A 19,557-nucleotide genomic window follows, 5' to 3' on the forward strand; every position below is an offset into this window, starting at 1 on the left:
TTAAGCCCTTTTAACTCGAAGCTTTTATATATTGCGACATGAAAAATTTACAATTTATTTCTCTAGATTCCTACCAAACCATCAGTGGTGCAGTCTTACCTATTCAATTGTCTTACGAAGTGTTTGGGCAACCCCTACACGAAGCGCCAATTGTTTTAGTAAATCATGCACTAACCGGAAACAGTAACGTTGCTGGTGAAGGCGGCTGGTGGAGTGATCTTATTGGTGATAATAAAATTATAGATACTAAGAAATTTACGGTCCTGTCGTTTAATATTCCAGGTAATGGATATGACGGATTTGTTATCGAGAATTATAAAGATTTCGTAGCTCGCGATATGGCAAATATCTTTTTAAAAGGGCTTGAATTATTAAAAATAGATTCGGTTTTTGCTATGGTTGGAGGCTCTTTAGGTGGTGGTATTGCCTGGGAAATGGCTGTTATTCATCCTACGTTAGCCGAGAATTTAATTGTGGTGGCAACCGACTGGAAATCTACAGATTGGTTAATTGCAAACTGTCAAATTCAGGAGCAGTTTTTAATGAACTCTAATAACCCTGTTCACGATGCGCGTATGCATGCCATGTTGTGTTATAGAACACCAAAATCGTTTAAAGAACGCTTTCATAGAAGTAAGAATGAAGATTTAGAAATCTTTAATGTCGAGAGTTGGTTATTGCATCACGGAAACAAATTACAAGAGCGTTTTCAGCTTTCAGCATATAAATTAATGAATCAATTGTTACGTACTATTGATGTCACTAAAGGGCGACCTGAAGATGTAAATGTTTTGGATATTATAGAATCTAATATTGCAATCGTTGGTGTGGATTCTGATTTGTTTTTTACAGCTGAAGAGAATCGTGAAACACAAAAAAAATTAGCACTTACACATCCAAATGTAACGTATAACGAAATTCATTCCGATCACGGTCATGATGCATTTTTAATTGAATTTGAACAATTAGAAACCATTGTAGAAGGCATATTTAAACCGGAATTGAAAAATAAACGTTTAAAAGTCTTGAAGTTTGGAGGGAAATCTCTCGCCAATGGAGAAGGCCTAGAAACGGTTCTTAATATTATAGAAAATAAAGTTAAGAACGATGAAAAAATAGCAGTTGTACTTTCGGCTAGAGGCTCGTCTACAGACCAGTTGGAAAATATCCTTAAGAAGGCTAAAAATGATGAGTCTTATAAAAAAGATTTAGAAACCTTTAAAGCCTATCAAATTGAACCTTGTCCGGAAATCGATTTCTCTGAAGAGTTTTCAGTTCTAGATAAAGTGTTCGGTGGTGTAAAGTTATTAGGAGATTACAGTAAGAAAATTAAAGATGAAGTTTTAGCTCAAGGTGAATTATTATCGGTTAAATTAGTAGCAGAATTACTCAATAAACGCGGTGTTAATGCCCATGCAACAGATTCTAGATTACTTATTAAAACAGATGATACTTATGGTAATGCACAGCCAAATACCAAAGTGTCTAAAGAGAATGTTTTAAAGCATTTTAAAAAATATAATGGAGATACGGTAAATATTATAACAGGATTTATCGCCTCTAATCAAGATAATAAAACAACGACTTTAGGTCGAAACGGAAGTAATTATTCGGCAGCACTTTTAGCTAATTTCTTAGATGCTGAAGAATTGCAGAATTATACACACGTAAACGGAATTTATACGGCAAATCCAGACTTGGTTCCAGATGCCAAAAAGATTGAAGAATTATCGTTTGCAGAGGCGAACGAGTTGGCTAATTTTGGTGCAACGGTTTTACATGCCAAAACGATTATTCCGTTATTAGAGAAAAATATCTCACTCCGTATTTTAAATACTTTTAATAGCGGCGACCAAGGAACTTTAATAACAGCTAAAACAGCTTCTAAAGGCATTCGTTCATTATCGGTTTTAGATAATGTGGCGTTAATTAATTTAGAAGGCCGCGGTTTATTAGGAAAAGTAGGTGTCGATGCGCGTGTGTTTAAAACATTAAGTGCAAACGATATTAGTGTAAGTATTATTTCGCAAGGCTCGTCTGAACGTGGATTAGGATTGGTGGTCGATGCCGATAAAGCATCGCAAGCTGTAATTGCTTTAGAGCGTGAGTTTGAAACCGATTTTTATGTTCAAGATGTTAATAGAATTGGAATTATAGATGATGTTGCTGTAATTTCAATTGTAGGTCAAGATTTAAGTACGTTCCACAAACCGTTTAATGCACTGATTAAAAATCAGATTGTTCCGTTGCTTTTCAACAATACCATTACAGGTGAAAACGTGAGTTTGGTGGTTAGAAAATCACAACTTCATAAAGCTTTAAATGTGATTCATGGAGAGATTTTTGGAATATCTAAAAAAATAAACTTGGCTATTTTTGGTCATGGATTAGTAGGTGGAACATTAATCGATCAGATTATTGCTTCGGCTAAAGATATTGAAAAACGTAAAGGCATAAAATTGAATATTTTTGCGATTGCAAATTCAAGACAAGTGCTGTTAAATAGAAAAGGGATAAGTGCTAATTGGAAAGCCGACTTGCAAGAAAACGGAAAAGATTTTACGTTCGAAGGTTTAGTGGCATATACCAAAAAGCATCATTTAGAAAACTTAATTGCAATTGATAACACAGCGAGTGCAACTTTTGTCTCTAATTATATTCCGTTAGTAGAGCATGGTTTCGACCTTGTTTCATCTAATAAAATAGCAAATACAGTCGATTTTAAATTCTATAGTGAATTGAGACAAGTCTTGGCTAAAAATCAGAAAAACTATCTTTACGAAACTAATGTTGGAGCAGGGTTACCGTTAATCGATACGATTAAGCTCTTGCATTTATCTGGAGAAAATATTACTAAAATTAGAGGTGTGTTCTCAGGGTCGTTAAGTTATTTATTTAATAATTATTCGCTTAAAAACGAACCATTCTCAAAGGTACTACAAGAAGCCGTAGACCAAGGATTTACAGAGCCTGATCCAAGAGAAGACCTATGTGGGAACGATGTTGCTAGAAAATTATTAATTTTGGCAAGAGAATTGGACTTACATAACGAAATTACTGATGTTGATATTCAGAATTTAATTCCTGAAGATTTACGACGTATAGATAAAGAAGCCTTTTTAAAATCGTTTACAGAAATGGACGATTTATATCAAAGCATTAAAGACCAACAAAAATCAGGTCATGTTTTAAGATATATAGGTGATTTACACGGTGATTTAGCCGATGAAAAAGGTGCTAAATTAGAAGTAAAATTAGTATCTGTTCCAGAAAGCTCACCATTAGGATCTTTAAAAGGATCCGATTCAATTTTCGAAATTTACACAGAGTCTTATGGCGATCAGCCCGTAGTGATTCAGGGCGCAGGTGCAGGAGCAGCAGTTACCGCTCGTGGTGTATTTGGAGATATTTTAAGATTAACAGAAAAAAACACGTATTAGTACCATGAAAGATAATCATTTCGAAACAGAAGCTATTAGAACACAAACAGAGCGTTCTCAGTTTTTAGAACATTCAACACCTTTATATTTAAGTTCAAGCTTTGTTTTTGAAGATGCCGAGGATATGCGTGCATCATTTACAGAAGAAAAAGAACGTAATATTTACAGCCGTTTTACAAATCCAAATACATCAGAGTTTATAGATAAAGTTTGTAAAATGGAAGGTGCCGAAAGTGGTTATGCATTTGCTACGGGAATGTCTGCCGTGTTTTCAACTTTTGCAGCGCTTTTAAACAGTGGCGATCATATTGTGTCGGCAAGTTCTGTGTTTGGTTCTACACATGCGCTGTTTACTAAATTTCTTCCGAAGTGGAATATAGAAACATCATACTTTAATGTCAATGATGTCGATAAAATTGAAAGCCTAATTACTCCAAATACAAAAATCTTATATGCAGAGAGTCCAACAAACCCTGCTGTAGATATTATAGATTTAGAAGTTTTAGGTGCTATTGCAAAAAAACATAACATCTTATTGGTGATAGATAATTGTTTCGCCACACCGTATTTACAAAACCCAATAGAATTTGGAGCAGACATCGTTATTCATTCTGCTACAAAATTAATGGATGGTCAAGGTCGTGTTTTAGGAGGCGTTGCTGTAGGTCGTGCCGATTTAATTCGCGAAATCTATTTGTTTTCAAGAAATACAGGTCCAGCGCTATCTCCATTCAATGCATGGGTGTTGTCTAAAAGTTTAGAAACCTTAGCGGTTCGTGTAGATAAACATTGCGATAATGCATTAAAAGTTGCCGAATTTTTAGAAGGGCATGATAATGTAACACTTGTAAAATATCCGTTTTTAAAGTCGCATCCACAATACGACATTGCTAAAAAACAAATGAAACAAGGTGGTAATATTATCGCGTTCGAAGTTAAAGGCGGTGTAGAAGGTGGTCGTGCATTCTTAAACAAAATTAAAGTATTGTCCTTATCGGCAAACCTTGGAGATACACGTACTATTGTAACACATCCGGCATCTACAACACATAGTAAACTAAGTACCGAAGACAGATTAGAAACAGGTATTACAGACGGTTTAGTTCGTATTTCTGTGGGATTAGAGCATACAGATGATATTATTAAGGATTTAAAACAGGCTTTAGATTAAGTTTTAAAAATCAGTATATTTGCATCATGCTTTCAAAGAAAACCAAATACGGTCTAAAGGCCTTACTATTTTTAGCGCGTCAAGAAAATAATACGCCAGTACAAATCAGTATGATTTCTAAGAGTGAAAATATTTCACAAAAATTCTTGGAAAGCATACTGTTAACCCTTCGGAAAATAGGCGTTTTAGGTTCTAAGAAAGGAAAAAACGGTGGGTATTATTTGCTAAAAGCTCCAGAAGACATAAAAATGTCTTTGGTAATGAGAACCCTTGAAGGGCCAATTGCCATGGTGCCATGTGTAAGTTTAAATTTCTACGAAAAGTGCGACGATTGCCCAGATGAGACCCTTTGCGGCGTGCATACTTTAATGGCAGAAGTGCGTGACAAAACACTAGACATCTTCAATAATAAGTCGTTAGCCGATTTAGTTTAACATTATTTTTTTAAAATTAGTTTGCATATGTTGGGAACAACATATACATTTGTCAAATAACCTACTAAATCGATAGGATTAACAGATGTAGTTAAGTTAAAGAAGAAATTATGTTGGATAGTACAATAGATATTTCGTATTGGAATAAGGAATTAAGACACAAAACCCCTCAAGAGATAATTGATTGGGCTTTGGCGTTAACAGATAAGAAAATAGTTACTACAAGCTTTGGAGTATATTCTGCAGTGTTGTTAAGTACTATTTCAAAACAAGATAACGACATTAAAGTAGTGTGGTGTGATACGCTTTTTAATACACCAGAAACGTATGACCATGCAGAAAATCTAATTGAGACGTACAACTTAAATGTTCAAAAATATGAGCCTTTGTTGAGTAAATCGGTAGTTGAAACAACAATAGGAATCCCAGACGTAACCAGTCCAAAACATGCCGAATTTACAGAGATTGTAAAGCTAGAGCCATTTAGTAGAGCTCTAGCCGAACAAGCTCCAGAACTTTGGTTTACAAATATCCGTGTAAGACAAACTGAATACAGAAAGTCTAAAGATATTTTAAGCTGGAGTAAAGATGGTGTTTTAAAAGTGAGTCCATTTTACTATTGGTCAGACGAAGATTTAGATGCGTATATCGTAGAACAAAATCTTCCTAAAAACCAATTTTATTTTGACCCAACAAAAGCCTTACAAAATAGAGAGTGTGGAATCCACTTTCAATAAATGAAAAAGAATCATGCAAAGTTTTAGATCAGAAATAGAGAACCCAGTTGTAGAACAGGATATAATTGAATTAGAAAAAAAGATTCGATTATTTAATGAAGGTAGTATAACCGACGAAAGTTTTAGAAGTTTACGTTTAGCTCGTGGTATATATGGGCAACGTCAACCAGGCGTTCAAATGATACGTATAAAATTACCTTACGGAAAAGTGACTTCTAATCAGTTATTAAGAATTTCTGATGTTTCGGATCGTTTTTCTACAGGGAGATTACATATTACAACACGTCAGGATATTCAAATTCACTACGTAAGTATTGATGATACTCCAGAACTTTGGTCTCAATTAGAACAAGACGATGTAACCTTGCGTGAAGCTTGTGGTAATACCGTAAGAAATGTAACCGCTAGCGAAACTGCAGGAATCGATGTAAATGAACCTTTCGATGTGACGCCATATGCGCATGCGGCTTTCCAATTCTTTTTACGTAATCCTATTTGTCAAGAAATGGGTCGTAAATTTAAAATGTCGTTTTCGTCTTCAGATGCAGATACAGCTTTAAGTTATATTCATGATTTAGGATTTATTCCGAAGATAAAAGATGGAGAACGCGGGTTTAGAGTCTTACTTGGAGGTGGTTTAGGATCTCAACCAAGAAGTGCAGATTTAATTTATGAGTTCTTACCAACCTATAAAGTTATTCCTTTAATAGAAAGTGTATTACGTATTTTTGATCGTCATGGTGAACGTGCTAGACGAATGAAAGCACGTATGAAATTCTTAATAAAAGATGAAGGTTTAGAAAAATTCTTAGAATTAGTTGAAGCTGAACAAAAAGCATTATCTAATCAAGAAGTACACATCGAAGTAAAAGATGAAGCTATAAAGTTAAGCAATGTTGCTATCCCTGAAGTGCATATAGAAGATGAGGATGCTTACAATAGTTGGAGAGCTTTAAATGTAATCCCTCAGAAACAAGACGGATTATATGCTATAGGAATTAAAGTGAAATTAGGTGATTTTTATACTGATAAAGCAAGAAAACTTGCCGCTTTAATTAAAGACTATGCAGCCGATGAGTTACGTTTTTCATTAAGACAAAACATTTTAATTCGTCACGTAAAAGAAGAGTTATTACCATTCTTCTATCAAGAATTAAAGGCTTTAGATTTTGTAGCAACAGGATATAATGCAACTACAGATATTACGGCATGCCCAGGAACAGATACCTGTAATTTAGGTATTGCAAGTAGTACAGGAATGGCAGATGAGTTAGAGAAAGTTTTATATTCAGAATATCCACAATACATTAACAACCAAGATATCGCTATTAAAATTAGTGGATGTATGAATGCTTGTGGCCAACACAACATGGCACACATTGGTTTTCAAGGGATGTCTATTCGTACTAAAGATAAATTAGTAGCGCCTGCTGTACAAGTATTATTAGGTGGTGGTGTATTAGGAAATGGAGAAGGTCGTTTTTCAGATAAAGTAATCAAGTTACCTTCTAAAAGAGGACCTCAAGCATTACGTTTAATTTTAGATGATTTTGAAACTAACGGAAATCCAGGAGAATCATTTTTAGAATATTACGACCGTCGAGACGGACAGAAATATTTTTATAATTTCTTAGTAACGTTATCAGATACAGAAAACTTACAACCTAGCGATTTTATCGATTGGGGTAATAAAGAAGAATACAAGCAAGAAGTTGGAGTAGGAGAGTGTGCAGGTGTTGTTATCGATTTAGTAGCGACTTTATTGTTAGAAGCTAAAGAGAAATTAGAAAAGGCAGAAGAGGTATACGGATCTACAACAAAATGGGCAGATGCCATTTACTTAGCTTATACAGCAAGTGTAAATGCGGCTAAAGCTTTATTGCTTTCAGAAGATGTAAAAACCAATTCTCAAGCAAACATTATAGGGTTGTTCGACGAAACATTTATTGCTTCTAATAAAATTACATTAGATACAAATAGTAGTTTTTCAGATTTTATTTATGAAATCAATAAAAACGAACCAACAAAAGAATTTGCAACCACATATATTAACCAAACCAAAGCTTTTTTCAACACCATCGACGTTTTTAGAACACGCGAATTAGTCTATGCAAACAACTAACAACATACCTAAACTAACGGTAGTAGGTGCCGGTCCAGGAGATCCAGATTTAATATCGCTTAAAGCGGTAAAAGCAATTGAATCTGCAGATGTAATCTTGTACGACGCACTTATAAATGTTGACTTACTTAAATACGCTTCACCCACTAAGGAAGTTATTTTTGTTGGGAAACGTAAAGGGTGTTACGCGTATCAACAAGGACAAATTAATGAGCTTATTGTACAACGTGCAAAGAGCTTTGGGCATGTGGTTCGTTTAAAAGGAGGAGATCCATTTGTTTTCGGACGTGGAGCAGAAGAAATCGAATATGCAAAATCAAAAAAACTTAAAGTAGATGTTATTCCAGGAATGTCGTCTGCCTTAGCGGTCCCAACAAACCAAGGTATTCCGTTAACAAAACGTGGTGTTTCCGAAAGTTTTTGGGTAATTACAGGAACAACCAAGAATCACGAAATATCTAGCGATATAGCACTAGCAGCCAAGTCGTCTGCCACAGTAGTGATTTTAATGGGAATGAGTAAACTGCCGGAAATTGTTGAATTGTTTTCAAACGAAAATAAGAAAGACCTTCCCGTAGCAATTATTCAGAACGGAACTTATGCTAACGAAAACATAGGAATTGGTACCATACAATCTATCCAAGATGTGGTTAAACAACAACAGTTAACGTCTCCAGCTATAATAGTAATTGGTGAGGTGGTAAGTGAACGCACTAGTTTAGATCGAATAAAAACCGAATTGCACGAGTTAAAATCGGCGTTTTAGAAAAAAAATAAAATCATATTTCAGTAAAAAATATTTAGTAATGATACAAACAGATATATTAATAATAGGAGCAGGGCCGACAGGATTATTTACTGTGTTTGAAGCAGGATTATTAAAACTTAAATGTCATTTAATTGATGCTTTGCCACAAGCTGGTGGACAATGTTCAGAACTTTATCCAAAAAAGCCGATATACGATATTCCAGGATTTCCGGAAGTATTAGCTGGAGATTTAACTAAAAACTTGTTAGAGCAAGGAAAGCAATTCGAACCTGGGTTTACCTTAGGAGAGCGTGCTGAAACTATAGAAAAACAAGAAGATGGGTCGTTTATTGTCACTACAAATAAAGGTACTCAACATCAAGCGCCAGTAGTTGCTATTGCAGGTGGTTTAGGGTCTTTTGAACCTAGAAAACCATTGATTGAAAATATTGCAAATTACGAAGATCACGGAGTAGATTACTTTATTAAAGATCCAGAAAAATATAGAAATAAACGTGTTGTAATTTCAGGTGGAGGAGATTCTGCTCTAGATTGGAGTATCTTTTTAGCCGATATCGCTTCAGAAGTAACACTTATTCACAGACGTAACGAATTCCGTGGCGCTTTAGATTCTGTAGAAAAAGTTCAAGAATTAAAACTTCTAGGGAAAATAAATTTAGTAACACCTGCAGAAGTTGTTGGCGTTGCTGGAGAAAATCATATTGAAGGTGTGACTGTTAAAAAAGCAGATGAAGAGTTTACAATAGATACAGATTACTTTATCCCATTATTCGGTTTATCTCCAAAATTAGGACCTATCGGAAATTGGGGATTAGAGATAGAAAAAAATGCAATTAAAGTAGATAATGCCTTAGATTATCAAACAAACATACCTGGAATTTATGCTATTGGAGATGTAAATACGTATCCAGGGAAGTTAAAATTAATTCTTTGTGGTTTCCACGAGGCTACATTAATGTGTCAATCAGCGTATAAAATTATTAATCCAGGTAAAAAGTATGTGCTTAAATACACAACGGTGAGTGGAATTGATGGTTTTGACGGTACACGTAAAGAAGCTCCAAAAGCAGTAGTACAAGCTATTGTATAAAATCTAATTTTAAATTAGTCGTTTTGTAAAATAGACTGTAAATTAGTTGAACTAATTCCGACTGTTATTTAAAATAATAAGGCGTTTTTTTATGATAGAAGATACAAAATTGCAAAATAAACTAGTTTCAAAAACATATAATGTTAGATTAAAAGACTCCATTGCAACATTCACAAAACATTTGTTTTATGTTATGTTCGACGATGAGCCTGCAACAGAATTACAGCATCTAGAGAATCTATTTCTAGACATGTGTAGAAAACTAAGTATAGACGATGCATTTAATATTTGGGAAACGTTTAAGTTTAATTTACCAAGTACAAGACGTCGTCTAGATTTAGATGCTATTGCTATCGAGCAGCATGATCCAGCGGCTAAAAGTCTAGAAGAAGTGTATTTAGCGTATCCTGGTTTTTATGCTATTGCAATCTACCGTTTAAGTCATGAATTACATAAGTTAAATGTACCAACTATTCCTAGAATGATGAGTGAATATGCTCATGGTATAACAGGTACAGATATTCATCCTGGTGCAGAAATTGGAGATTCTTTTTTCATAGATCATGCCACCGGAATTGTAATTGGAGAAACATCTATTATAAAAAATAATGTGAAGATTTATCAAGGGGTAACCTTAGGAGGTGTTCAGGTTAAAAAGAGTTTGTCTGCAACAAAACGTCATCCTACTATCGAAGATAATGTTATCATTTACGCCAACGCTACTATATTAGGTGGCGATGTGGTAATTGGTGCAGATACTATAATAGGTGCAAATGTTTGTGTTACAGTTTCTATTCCGCAAGGTTCAATCTTAACTTACCAAAAGGAGTTTAACATAAGATCTAGAAAGAATGATTAAATCTGAAAGTATTTTAGATCAAATAGGGAAAACACCTTTAGTAGAAGTTACACATTTACATGATAATAAAAATGTAAAATTATTTCTGAAATTAGAAGGAAATAATCCAGGAGGAAGTGTAAAAGATAGAGCTGCGTTTAATATGATAAACGAAGCTTTAAAGCGTGGCGATATTAAAAAAGGCGATACTTTAGTTGAAGCGACTAGTGGAAACACCGGAATTGCTTTAGCATTTATTGCGCCTTTATTAGGTGTGAATATGGTGCTTATTATGCCAGAAAATTCAACCGAAGAGCGAATTAAAACCATGCGTGCTTATGGTGCAGAATTAATTTTAACCTCTAGTGATGTTGGTATTGAAGGTGCTCGTGATTATGCCATAAAATTACATGAGGAGAAAGGCTATTTTATGCTGAATCAATTTTCGAACTCAGATAACTGGAAAGCACATTATAAAACTACGGGACCAGAAATTTGGGACGCAACCCAAGGTGAAATTACGCACTTTGTTTCTGCAATGGGAACTACCGGAACCATAATGGGCGTATCTACATATTTAAAAGAAAAAAATAAAAGCATAACTATAGTAGGAGCACAACCTAAAGATGGTGCTAAAATCCCGGGTATTCGTAAGTGGCCAGAAGCGTACTTGCCAGAAATTTTCGATAAAACTAAAGTCGATCAAGTTGTTGATGTTAGTGAAGAAGATGCCAAAATGATCACGCAGCGTTTAGCCAAAGAAGAAGGTGTCTTTGCAGGCATGAGCAGTGGAGGTTCTGTAGCAAGTGCCTTAAAAATTATAGAAAATTTAGAATCCGGAGTTGTCGTAGCTATAATTTGCGACCGCGGAGATCGTTATTTATCGTCCCCATTATTCGATAATTAGCATAATAATTGCTGTAAATATGAGGAAAATAAATATATATTACCTTTATTTGCAGCTTAGTTCATAATCATAATAATTCGTTATCACGAAAGGCAGAGGGGATAGACCCGGTGAAGCCTTAGCAACCCTTTACCACACTTAAAGAAGGTGCTACATTCTACTCAATGAAACCATTTTCAAAGGGGCAGATAACCCAAGAGAAATCCCTTTCTTTCCTGATGACATACTGATATAAAACATCAAAAATGTCAAATATTTATCAAGCCATACAAGAACGTGTTTTAGTACTAGACGGTGCTATGGGTACCATGTTGCAACGTTATAATTTTTCTGAAGAAGATTTTAGAGGAGAGCGTTTTAAAGATTACCTATCTTCATTAAAAGGAAATAACGATTTATTGTCGTTAACCCAACCGCAAGCTATTGCAGATATTCATCGTAAATATTTCGAAGCTGGAGCAGATATTGTAGAAACCAACACCTTCTCGGGAACAACAATCGCTATGGCAGATTACGACATGGAAGATTTGGTGTACGAACTTAATTTCGAATCGGCTAGAATTGCAAAGCAAGTAGCAGACGAAATAACTAAAGAAAACCCAGATAAACCTAGATTTGTTGCAGGTAGTATTGGTCCAACAAACCGTACTGCAAGTTTATCTCCAGATGTAGAACGTCCGGAATATCGCGCAGTAACGTTCGAAGAATTAAGACAGGCCTATCATCAGCAAACAGAAGCGTTGTTAGACGGTGGTGTAGATATGCTTTTAGTTGAAACTATTTTCGATACTTTAAATGCTAAAGCGGCATTGTTTGCCATAGATCAAGTACAAGAAGAACGCGGTATTAAAATTCCGATTATGGTCTCAGGTACGATAACTGATGCCTCTGGCCGAACATTGTCTGGTCAAACTGTTGAAGCATTTTTATTGTCAATCTCTCACATCCCTTTATTGAGTGTTGGGTTTAATTGTGCTTTAGGAGCCGATCAATTACAGCCTTACTTAAGTCGTTTATCTAACGAAACAGAGTTTTATACGTCTGCACATCCTAATGCAGGATTGCCAAATGCTTTTGGAGAATACGACCAAACGGCAGAGCAAATGCAAGAGCTTATCGAGAGTTATTTAAAAGAAAACATCGTTAATATTATTGGAGGATGTTGCGGTACGACACCAGAACATATTAAACTAATTGCAGAAGTTGCTGCAAAATATAAACCTAGACAAGCCGTTGTTAGCGCTTAATTGAGAATCGAAAAGAAAAAACAGCATGTCAAAAAATAATAAGCCTAAATATTTAAGTCTTTCTGGATTAGAGCCATTAATCGTGACTCCAGAAAGTAATTTTATAAATGTAGGAGAACGAACTAATGTTACCGGTTCTAGAAAATTCTTACGATTAATTAAAGAAGAAAAATTTGATGAAGCTCTAGATGTTGCCCGCGACCAAGTAGAAGGTGGTGCGCAAATTATCGATGTGAACATGGATGAAGGAATGTTAGATGGTGCAGAAGCCATGGTAAAATTCCTGAATTTAATTGCTTCAGAGCCAGATATTGCTCGTGTGCCTATCATGATCGATAGTTCGAAATGGGATATTATTGAAGCTGGACTTCAGGTAGTTCAAGGAAAATCGGTAGTAAATTCAATCAGTTTAAAAGAAGGAGAAGAGGCGTTTATTCATCATGCTAAATTGGTGAAACGTTACGGTGCTGCCATGGTTGTAATGGCATTCGATGAAGATGGTCAAGCCGATACCTATCAGCGTCGAATAGATATCTGTAAGCGTTCTTACGATATCTTGGTCGATAAAGTTAAGTTTCCACCTCAAGATATTATTTTTGATCCAAATATTTTTCCTGTGGCTACAGGAATGGAAGAGCATCGCTTAAATGCATTAGATTTCTTTAATGCAACAAAATGGATTCGAGAAAATTTACCGTACGCCAATGTTTCTGGAGGAGTGAGTAATGTGTCGTTTTCGTTTAGAGGAAACACCGTTGTTCGTGAAGCAATAAACTCTGCATTCTTATACCACGCCATCAAACATGGATTAAATATTGGAATTGTAAACCCGACCATGTTGGAGGTTTACGACGAAATTCCTAAAGATCTTTTACAACATGTAGAAGATGTATTATTCAACCGTAGTGATGATGCAACAGAGCGGTTATTAGACTTCGCAGAAACTGTAAAAGGAGATAAAAAAGTTGATGAAGCCAAAATTTTAGAATGGCGTAGTCACGAGTTACAAGATAGAATTACGCATGCTCTAGTAAAGGGAATTGATGCCTTTATTATTGAAGACGTAGAACAAGCACGTCAAGAATCGGCAAAGCCTATCGAAGTTATCGAAGGCCATTTAATGATTGGAATGAATGTGGTTGGAGATTTATTCGGAAGCGGAAAAATGTTCTTGCCTCAGGTGGTTAAGTCTGCTCGAGTGATGAAAAAAGCCGTAGCCTATTTACAACCTTTCATTGAAGCAGAAAAAGACGGTAAGCAAGAGTTTGCTGGTAAAATTTTAATGGCGACAGTTAAAGGAGACGTACACGATATTGGTAAAAATATTGTAAGTGTGGTACTTGGGTGTAATAATTATGAGATCGTAGACCTTGGTGTTATGGTGCCGCCAGAGCGAATTATAGAAACCGCTAAAGCTGAAAATGTAGATGTTATTGGATTAAGCGGATTAATAACACCATCGTTAGACGAAATGGTGTATTTGTCTAAAGAAATGGAGCGTCAGAAGTTTACCATTCCATTACTTATTGGTGGTGCAACCACATCGCGAGCACATTCGGCTGTTAAAATCGCGCCTAATTATACCAATGCTGTAGTGCATGTTAATGATGCCTCTAGAGCAGTTACCGTAGTTGGGAATTTATTGAATAAAGACAATAAAATATATAAAGAACAAATTCGTGAAGAGTACGAGAAGTTCCGTGAGCAATTCTTAAAACGTGGTAAGAAGAAAAACTTTGTCACGATTGAAGAGGCTAGAAAGCGTAAATTTAAAATTGATTGGAATACCTCAGACATTGTAAAACCGAATCAGTTAGGAGTTCAAGTGCTTCAAGATTTCGACATTACTAAACTGGAGGAATTTATCGATTGGAGTCCGTTTTTTAGAAGTTGGGATTTACACGGGAAATATCCGGATATTTTAACCGATGAGGTTGTGGGCGAACAAGCAACAGAATTATTTGCCGATGCAAAGGAATTATTAAAACGCGTATTCGATGAGAAATTGTTGGGCGCTAAAGCAATCTTCGGACTGTTTCCTGCAAACAGCGTTAACGATGATGATATTGAGATTTATGGTGAAGATGGCAAACCAAAAGTTACCTTTTTAACCTTACGTCAGCAGTTAGATAAACGTGCAGGTGTTCCTAATTTTGCGTTGTCAGATTTTATTGCACCTAAAGATACTGGAATAACAGATTATATGGGATGTTTCTGTGTAAGTACAGGTTTTGGAACTGCAGAATTAGCAAAAGAATTCGAAGCGAAGCACGACGACTATAATTCAATTATGATTAAGGCGCTTGCCGATCGTTTAGCAGAAGCCTTTGCAGAATATCTTCATAAAGAAATTAGAATCAATTATTGGGGTTACGATTCTAATGAAACACTTTCTAACGAAGATTTAATTAAAGAAACCTATAAAGGTGTGCGTCCTGCACCAGGATATCCAGCATGTCCGGATCACCTAGAAAAGAAAACCATTTGGAAACTTCTTAAGGTTAAGGAAGAAATTGGGGTAGAAATTACAGACAGCTTAGCCATGTGGCCAGCTGCTAGTGTAAGCGGATATTATTTTGCTAATAAAGAAGCAAAGTATTTTGGCTTAGGAAAAATTACCAACGATCAATTGGTAGATTATGCCAAACGTCGAGGTATTAGTAACGAAGAAGCAGAGAAGTGGTTAAGTCCAACATTAGCCGATTAAATTTATAATAATTATGAGTAAGAAATTTATAGAAATACATTTGGGTGGCCACGTTATTATTCATGGTTTCGATGCTCATAATAAAGAAATTACAGAACGTGTAGAAGCTGAAGATTTTACCAAGAAAATTATAGCAATTTCACGCATTAAATCGGTTAGTGAAAATTTTATATTAACAGATTATACAGATGGTCGACTTGTTTATTGGGAATATAAAGAAGACTACGAAACGATTAAAAAGGCATTGACGAAATAATGAAAGTTACAGATCACATAAAACAAGCCAACGGAAAAACATTATTCTCTTTTGAAGTTATTCCGCCTCAGAAAGGTAAAAATATTCAAGATTTATATAATAATATAGATCCGTTAATGGAGTTTAAACCACCATTTATAGATGTTACAACGTCTCGCGAAGAGTATGTGTATGTCGATAAAGGTAACGGACTTTTAGATAAGCGAATCACGCGTATGCGTCCTGGAACTGTTGGGATTTGTGCCTCAATTATGCATAAATATAAAGTAGACGCTATTCCGCATTTACTTTGTGGTGGATTTACTAAAGAAGAAACCGAATATGTGCTAGTAGATTGTCATTATTTAGGCTTAGACAATGTTGTGGCTTTACGTGGAGATGCACGTAAAGATGAGTCGTATTTTATAGCCACAGAAGGTGGAAACCATTTTGCTAGTGAATTGGTGGAGCAAATCTCAAATTTAAATCAAGGAAAATACCTTCACGACGATATTAAAGTAGAGCATAATTACGATTTCTGTATTGGTGTAGCTGGATATCCAGAAAAGCATATGGAATCCCCGTCTTTAAATACGGACTTAAAACGTTTAAAAGCGAAGGTAGATGCTGGTGCAGATTATGTGGTGACACAAATGTTTTTCGACAATCAGAAATATTTCGATTTTGTAGAAAAAGCTAGAGAGATTGGTATAACGGTTCCAATTATTCCGGGAATCAAACCTTTGGCCGTAAAACGTCATTTACAAATTCTTCCTCAAGTGTTTAAAATCGATTTACCAGAAGATTTAATAGATGCTGTAGAAAGGTGTAAAGACAATAAAGCTGTTAGACAAGTAGGTATCGAGTTTGCTATTCAGCAATCTAAAGAATTAAAAGCTGCAGGTGTACCATTTTTACATTATTATTCTATGGGAAAAAGTGATAATATAAAAGCCATAGCATCCGCTTTATTCTAAGAATTCGGTTACTTTTGCCCCTTATTTATTTTTATGAAGCAACTGCTACTTTTATTGTGTTTCCTGACATCGTTGATGATGTATTCTCAAGAGACATTCAAATCATCTTATGTCGATGTTAACTATTTTCAAGGTAATATAGCGCTTCATAACAACTATATTTTACATCTTATTGAAGGTCATCCTGAAGGTGTTATTGTAAGTTGGAATAAAAAAACGTTCGGACAAGAAGATTGGCAAGAAGGGTATAATTATCCAGACTATGGTGCTTCTTTTTCGTATCAGAATTTAAAAAGTGAAACCTTAGGAAATAACTATGCGCTTTATGCGCATTATAATTTTTATTTCTTTAAGAGGCATTTAATGTTTCGTATTGGTCAAGGTTTAGCCTATAATACCAATCCGTACGATAAATACGATAATTATAAAAACATCGCCTTCGGCTCTACAATTTTAAGTAGTACGTATTTTATGCTGAATTATAAGCGGGAACGTATTTTCGACCGTTTTGGACTTCAAGCGGGTGTATCGCTTATTCATTATTCTAATGCCAATGTAGTGGCGCCAAATTCGAGTATAAATTCAGTCACACTAAATGTGGGTCTAACATATAATTTAGACGATGAAGATCAGGAGTATAAGCATACAGTTGTAAAAGAAAATTTTACGCAACCTATAAAGTATAATTTTGCTTTTCGTAGTGGTGTAAATGAAAGCGATGTTATTGGCATGGGGCAATCTGCATTCTATGTGCTTTCTGCATATGCCGATAAACGTTTGTCTAAAAAGAGTGCTGTGCAATTTGGAACAGATATATTCTTTTCAAATTTCTTAAAAGATTTAATTGACTATAACGCTGTAGCTTTTCCAGAAAATAATATAGACCCAGATACCGATTATAAGCGTGTAGGTTTATTTGTTGGGCACGAATTGTTTATCAATAAAATGTCTGTAGAATCTCAAGTCGGCTATTATGTGTATTATCCGTTCGATTTTGAAGGAAGAACGTATCTAAGAATCGGTTTAAAGCGTTATTTTGGAGAAAAATGGTTTGCAGCACTTAGTTTAAAAACTCACGGAGCAAAAGCAGAATGTGTTGAATTTGGAGTAGGAATACGATTGTAGATGATGAAAAAAATAATAGCCATATTTGTAGTGTTTTTACTGTGTTCTTGCGATAGCGAAGATGCGTCTGATTGCTTTCAGACCACCGGAGAACTAACGTCTAAAACCATTGGTATTGATACTTTCGATAGAATTTTAGTTAATAGAAATATTGAATTGACCATAATTCAAGGTTCAGAATTAAAAGCCTTTATAGAAACTGGTGAAAATTTAATGAACGATGTAGAGGTTCATGTTATCGATGGTGAATTGCAACTTACAGATAATAACACGTGTAATTTATTTAGAAATTACGATCCAACAAAAATAACAATAACAACGCCAACATCTTTTTATCAGATTAGAAGTTCAACACAGTTTGAAGTGAAATCTGAAGGTGTGTTAACACTTGATGAATTACAGTTGTTTTCTGAAGATTTTAATGCTGAAGAAAGCTTTAATGTAGGCGATTTTAGGTTGCAGTTAGATGTTGAAGAACTGATAGTTGTGTCTAATAATATTTCAGTGTTTTATATTTCAGGAACTACTAATAAATTAACCGTAGGGTTTTATGCTGGAGCAGGTCGTTTTGAAGGTGCAAATCTAATTGCACAATCGGTAAACATTTTTCACAGAGGAAGTAACGATATCATTGTTAATCCGCAAGAATTATTAACAGGAGAACTTGTAAGTACAGGAGATGTAATCTCTAAAAATAAACCTGAAATTGTAGAAGTTGACACAAAATATAAGGGCCAATTATATTTTCAAGAGTAATTAATCTTGTGTCATCGTTCTAAATAATTCTTCTAAACTTTCATTTTTCTGAGTCAGTTGAAAAATTTTCAATTCGTTATCATGTGCAAAATCGAATACCTTCGGACGCATATCTTCAGTAGTTGAGAAGGTAATCTCATATACAAATCCATAGGTGTTAACTACCGATGTTACGTGCGGTAAACGCAATAAAAAAGCATCTTCTACACGAAAGTCAAATTCTACCAAAACAATTTGTGCTTTTCCAGCTTGTAAATCTTTCAATTTTTTATCAGATACAATCTGACCTTTATTGATAATAATAACACGGTCGCACATAGCTTCAACCTCTTGCATTATATGGGTAGAAAGAAAAACAGTTTTTGTTTGTCCGATGGTTTTAATCAATTCTCGAATAGAAACCAATTGATTTGGATCTAATCCTGTTGTAGGTTCATCTAAAATTAAAACTTCAGGGTCGTGTAATAAGGCGTTGGCTAAACCTACACGTTGACGATAACCTTTAGAAAGTTGCCCAATTTTTTTATGCGATTCTGGTGTTAAGCCAGTAAGTTCTATAACTTCGGAAATACGTTGTTTAGAGACTTTATATATCTCGGCATTAAAACTTAAATACTCCTTCACATACATGTCTAGGTATAGCGGATTATGCTCTGGAAGATAACCTACACTTTGTTGAACCGCTTTAGTTTGAGTATTAATATTAAACCCATTCACTTCAGCCTCACCAGATGTGGGGTCTATAAACGTGGTTAATATTTTCATCATTGTAGATTTTCCTGCCCCATTTGGACCAAGGAAACCAACAATTTCGGGTTTGCCTACAGAAAAAGAAACGTTATCTAAAGCTTTTTGTGTACCATACACTTTACTAAGCTGTTCTACCTTTATTGACATTTTACTATACTTTGTTCAAAAGTAAACATTATATAATTTATTTTACGAATTACCTTAAAATCTTTAAAACTATAACAACAATTTGAAAAAAAATAAATGAAAGGT

Annotated in this window: 16 protein-coding genes and 1 riboswitch; of the genes, 15 read left to right on the forward strand and 1 reads right to left on the reverse strand. The window is 35.0% G+C overall.

The genetic code is table 11. The features are described 5' to 3' along the window. The first annotated feature begins 38 nt into the window (after positions 1-38). From thrA to BN863_RS01875, 15 genes are all read left to right on the forward strand, one after another. Positions 39-3,440 (forward strand): bifunctional aspartate kinase/homoserine dehydrogenase I, encoded by a 3,402-nt coding sequence (gene thrA / locus BN863_RS01805; protein ID WP_038526766.1) that lies wholly within the window; start codon positions 39-41, stop codon positions 3,438-3,440. A 4-nt stretch (positions 3,441-3,444) separates the two neighbouring features. Beyond that, positions 3,445-4,611, forward strand: coding sequence for a trans-sulfuration enzyme family protein (locus tag BN863_RS01810; protein ID WP_038526769.1), 1,167 nt, complete (start codon positions 3,445-3,447; stop codon positions 4,609-4,611). Positions 4,612-4,637: 26 nt separating this feature from the next. Further along, positions 4,638-5,045 (forward strand): RrF2 family transcriptional regulator, encoded by a 408-nt coding sequence (locus BN863_RS01815; protein WP_038526772.1) that lies wholly within the window; start codon positions 4,638-4,640, stop codon positions 5,043-5,045. Between the two features lie 110 nt (positions 5,046-5,155). Then, positions 5,156-5,782, forward strand: a complete 627-nt coding sequence (locus BN863_RS01820) for a phosphoadenosine phosphosulfate reductase domain-containing protein (protein ID WP_038526775.1) — start codon at positions 5,156-5,158, stop codon at positions 5,780-5,782. 13 nt (positions 5,783-5,795) lie between these two features. Beyond that, on the forward strand, positions 5,796-7,904 hold the full coding sequence (locus tag BN863_RS01825) for a HEPN domain-containing protein (RefSeq protein WP_038526777.1): 2,109 nt from the start codon (positions 5,796-5,798) through the stop codon (positions 7,902-7,904). After that, the gene (cobA, locus tag BN863_RS01830) at positions 7,891-8,670 is read left to right on the forward strand and encodes a uroporphyrinogen-III C-methyltransferase (RefSeq protein WP_038526780.1); all 780 of its coding nucleotides are present in this window, start codon (positions 7,891-7,893) and stop codon (positions 8,668-8,670) included. The genes BN863_RS01825 and cobA overlap by 14 nt, the downstream gene beginning before the upstream one ends. Before the next feature lie 40 nt (positions 8,671-8,710). Then, the gene (locus tag BN863_RS01835) at positions 8,711-9,763 is read left to right on the forward strand and encodes an NAD(P)/FAD-dependent oxidoreductase (protein ID WP_038526783.1); all 1,053 of its coding nucleotides are present in this window, start codon (positions 8,711-8,713) and stop codon (positions 9,761-9,763) included. Positions 9,764-9,854: 91 nt separating this feature from the next. Beyond that, on the forward strand, positions 9,855-10,622 hold the full coding sequence (epsC, locus tag BN863_RS01840; RefSeq protein WP_038526786.1) for a serine O-acetyltransferase EpsC: 768 nt from the start codon (positions 9,855-9,857) through the stop codon (positions 10,620-10,622). Continuing rightward, on the forward strand, positions 10,615-11,508 hold the full coding sequence (cysM, locus tag BN863_RS01845) for a cysteine synthase CysM (RefSeq protein WP_084817447.1): 894 nt from the start codon (positions 10,615-10,617) through the stop codon (positions 11,506-11,508). The genes epsC and cysM overlap by 8 nt, the downstream gene beginning before the upstream one ends. 77 nt (positions 11,509-11,585) lie before the next feature. Continuing rightward, a riboswitch (SAM riboswitch) is annotated at positions 11,586-11,703 on the forward strand. A 50-nt stretch (positions 11,704-11,753) separates the two neighbouring features. Next, the gene (locus BN863_RS01850; RefSeq protein WP_038526788.1) at positions 11,754-12,755 is read left to right on the forward strand and encodes a homocysteine S-methyltransferase family protein; all 1,002 of its coding nucleotides are present in this window, start codon (positions 11,754-11,756) and stop codon (positions 12,753-12,755) included. Positions 12,756-12,780: 25 nt separating this feature from the next. Beyond that, on the forward strand, positions 12,781-15,462 hold the full coding sequence (gene metH / locus BN863_RS01855) for a methionine synthase (protein ID WP_038526791.1): 2,682 nt from the start codon (positions 12,781-12,783) through the stop codon (positions 15,460-15,462). Between the two features lie 13 nt (positions 15,463-15,475). After that, a complete protein-coding gene (locus tag BN863_RS01860; protein WP_038526794.1) occupies positions 15,476-15,718 on the forward strand; it encodes a hypothetical protein in 243 nt (80 codons plus the stop codon). Beyond that, positions 15,718-16,674, forward strand: coding sequence for a methylenetetrahydrofolate reductase [NAD(P)H] (gene metF, locus BN863_RS01865; protein ID WP_038526797.1), 957 nt, complete (start codon positions 15,718-15,720; stop codon positions 16,672-16,674). The genes BN863_RS01860 and metF overlap by 1 nt, the downstream gene beginning before the upstream one ends. A 33-nt stretch (positions 16,675-16,707) precedes the next feature. Next, a complete protein-coding gene (locus tag BN863_RS01870; protein ID WP_038526799.1) occupies positions 16,708-17,799 on the forward strand; it encodes an acyloxyacyl hydrolase in 1,092 nt (363 codons plus the stop codon). Then, on the forward strand, positions 17,800-18,555 hold the full coding sequence (locus BN863_RS01875; protein WP_242404062.1) for a head GIN domain-containing protein: 756 nt from the start codon (positions 17,800-17,802) through the stop codon (positions 18,553-18,555). It begins immediately after the preceding gene. Here the strand turns inward: BN863_RS01875 and gldA are convergent, their stop codons facing one another. Further along, positions 18,556-19,452, reverse strand: coding sequence for a gliding motility-associated ABC transporter ATP-binding subunit GldA (gene gldA, locus BN863_RS01880; RefSeq protein WP_038526802.1), 897 nt, complete (start codon positions 19,450-19,452; stop codon positions 18,556-18,558). Between the last annotated feature and the right edge of the window lie 105 nt (positions 19,453-19,557).

It is taken from the genome of Formosa agariphila KMM 3901 (assembly GCF_000723205.1).
Lineage (GTDB): Bacteria > Bacteroidota > Bacteroidia > Flavobacteriales > Flavobacteriaceae > Formosa > Formosa agariphila.

What these genes read in the sequence shown, in the direction of transcription:
- thrA (WP_038526766.1), top strand. Translation starts at nt 39, where the DNA reads ATGAAAAATTTACAATTTATTTCTCTAGATTCCTACCAAACCATCAGT.
- BN863_RS01810 (WP_038526769.1), top strand. Translation starts at nt 3,445, where the DNA reads ATGAAAGATAATCATTTCGAAACAGAAGCTATTAGAACACAAACAGAG.
- BN863_RS01815 (WP_038526772.1), top strand. Translation starts at nt 4,638, where the DNA reads ATGCTTTCAAAGAAAACCAAATACGGTCTAAAGGCCTTACTATTTTTA.
- BN863_RS01820 (WP_038526775.1), top strand. Translation starts at nt 5,156, where the DNA reads ATGTTGGATAGTACAATAGATATTTCGTATTGGAATAAGGAATTAAGA.
- BN863_RS01825 (WP_038526777.1), top strand. Translation starts at nt 5,796, where the DNA reads ATGCAAAGTTTTAGATCAGAAATAGAGAACCCAGTTGTAGAACAGGAT.
- cobA (WP_038526780.1), top strand. Translation starts at nt 7,891, where the DNA reads ATGCAAACAACTAACAACATACCTAAACTAACGGTAGTAGGTGCCGGT.
- BN863_RS01835 (WP_038526783.1), top strand. Translation starts at nt 8,711, where the DNA reads ATGATACAAACAGATATATTAATAATAGGAGCAGGGCCGACAGGATTA.
- epsC (WP_038526786.1), top strand. Translation starts at nt 9,855, where the DNA reads ATGATAGAAGATACAAAATTGCAAAATAAACTAGTTTCAAAAACATAT.
- cysM (WP_084817447.1), top strand. Translation starts at nt 10,615, where the DNA reads ATGATTAAATCTGAAAGTATTTTAGATCAAATAGGGAAAACACCTTTA.
- BN863_RS01850 (WP_038526788.1), top strand. Translation starts at nt 11,754, where the DNA reads ATGTCAAATATTTATCAAGCCATACAAGAACGTGTTTTAGTACTAGAC.
- metH (WP_038526791.1), top strand. Translation starts at nt 12,781, where the DNA reads ATGTCAAAAAATAATAAGCCTAAATATTTAAGTCTTTCTGGATTAGAG.
- BN863_RS01860 (WP_038526794.1), top strand. Translation starts at nt 15,476, where the DNA reads ATGAGTAAGAAATTTATAGAAATACATTTGGGTGGCCACGTTATTATT.
- metF (WP_038526797.1), top strand. Translation starts at nt 15,718, where the DNA reads ATGAAAGTTACAGATCACATAAAACAAGCCAACGGAAAAACATTATTC.
- BN863_RS01870 (WP_038526799.1), top strand. Translation starts at nt 16,708, where the DNA reads ATGAAGCAACTGCTACTTTTATTGTGTTTCCTGACATCGTTGATGATG.
- BN863_RS01875 (WP_242404062.1), top strand. Translation starts at nt 17,800, where the DNA reads ATGATGAAAAAAATAATAGCCATATTTGTAGTGTTTTTACTGTGTTCT.
- gldA (WP_038526802.1), bottom strand. Translation starts at nt 19,452, where the DNA reads ATGTCAATAAAGGTAGAACAGCTTAGTAAAGTGTATGGTACACAAAAA.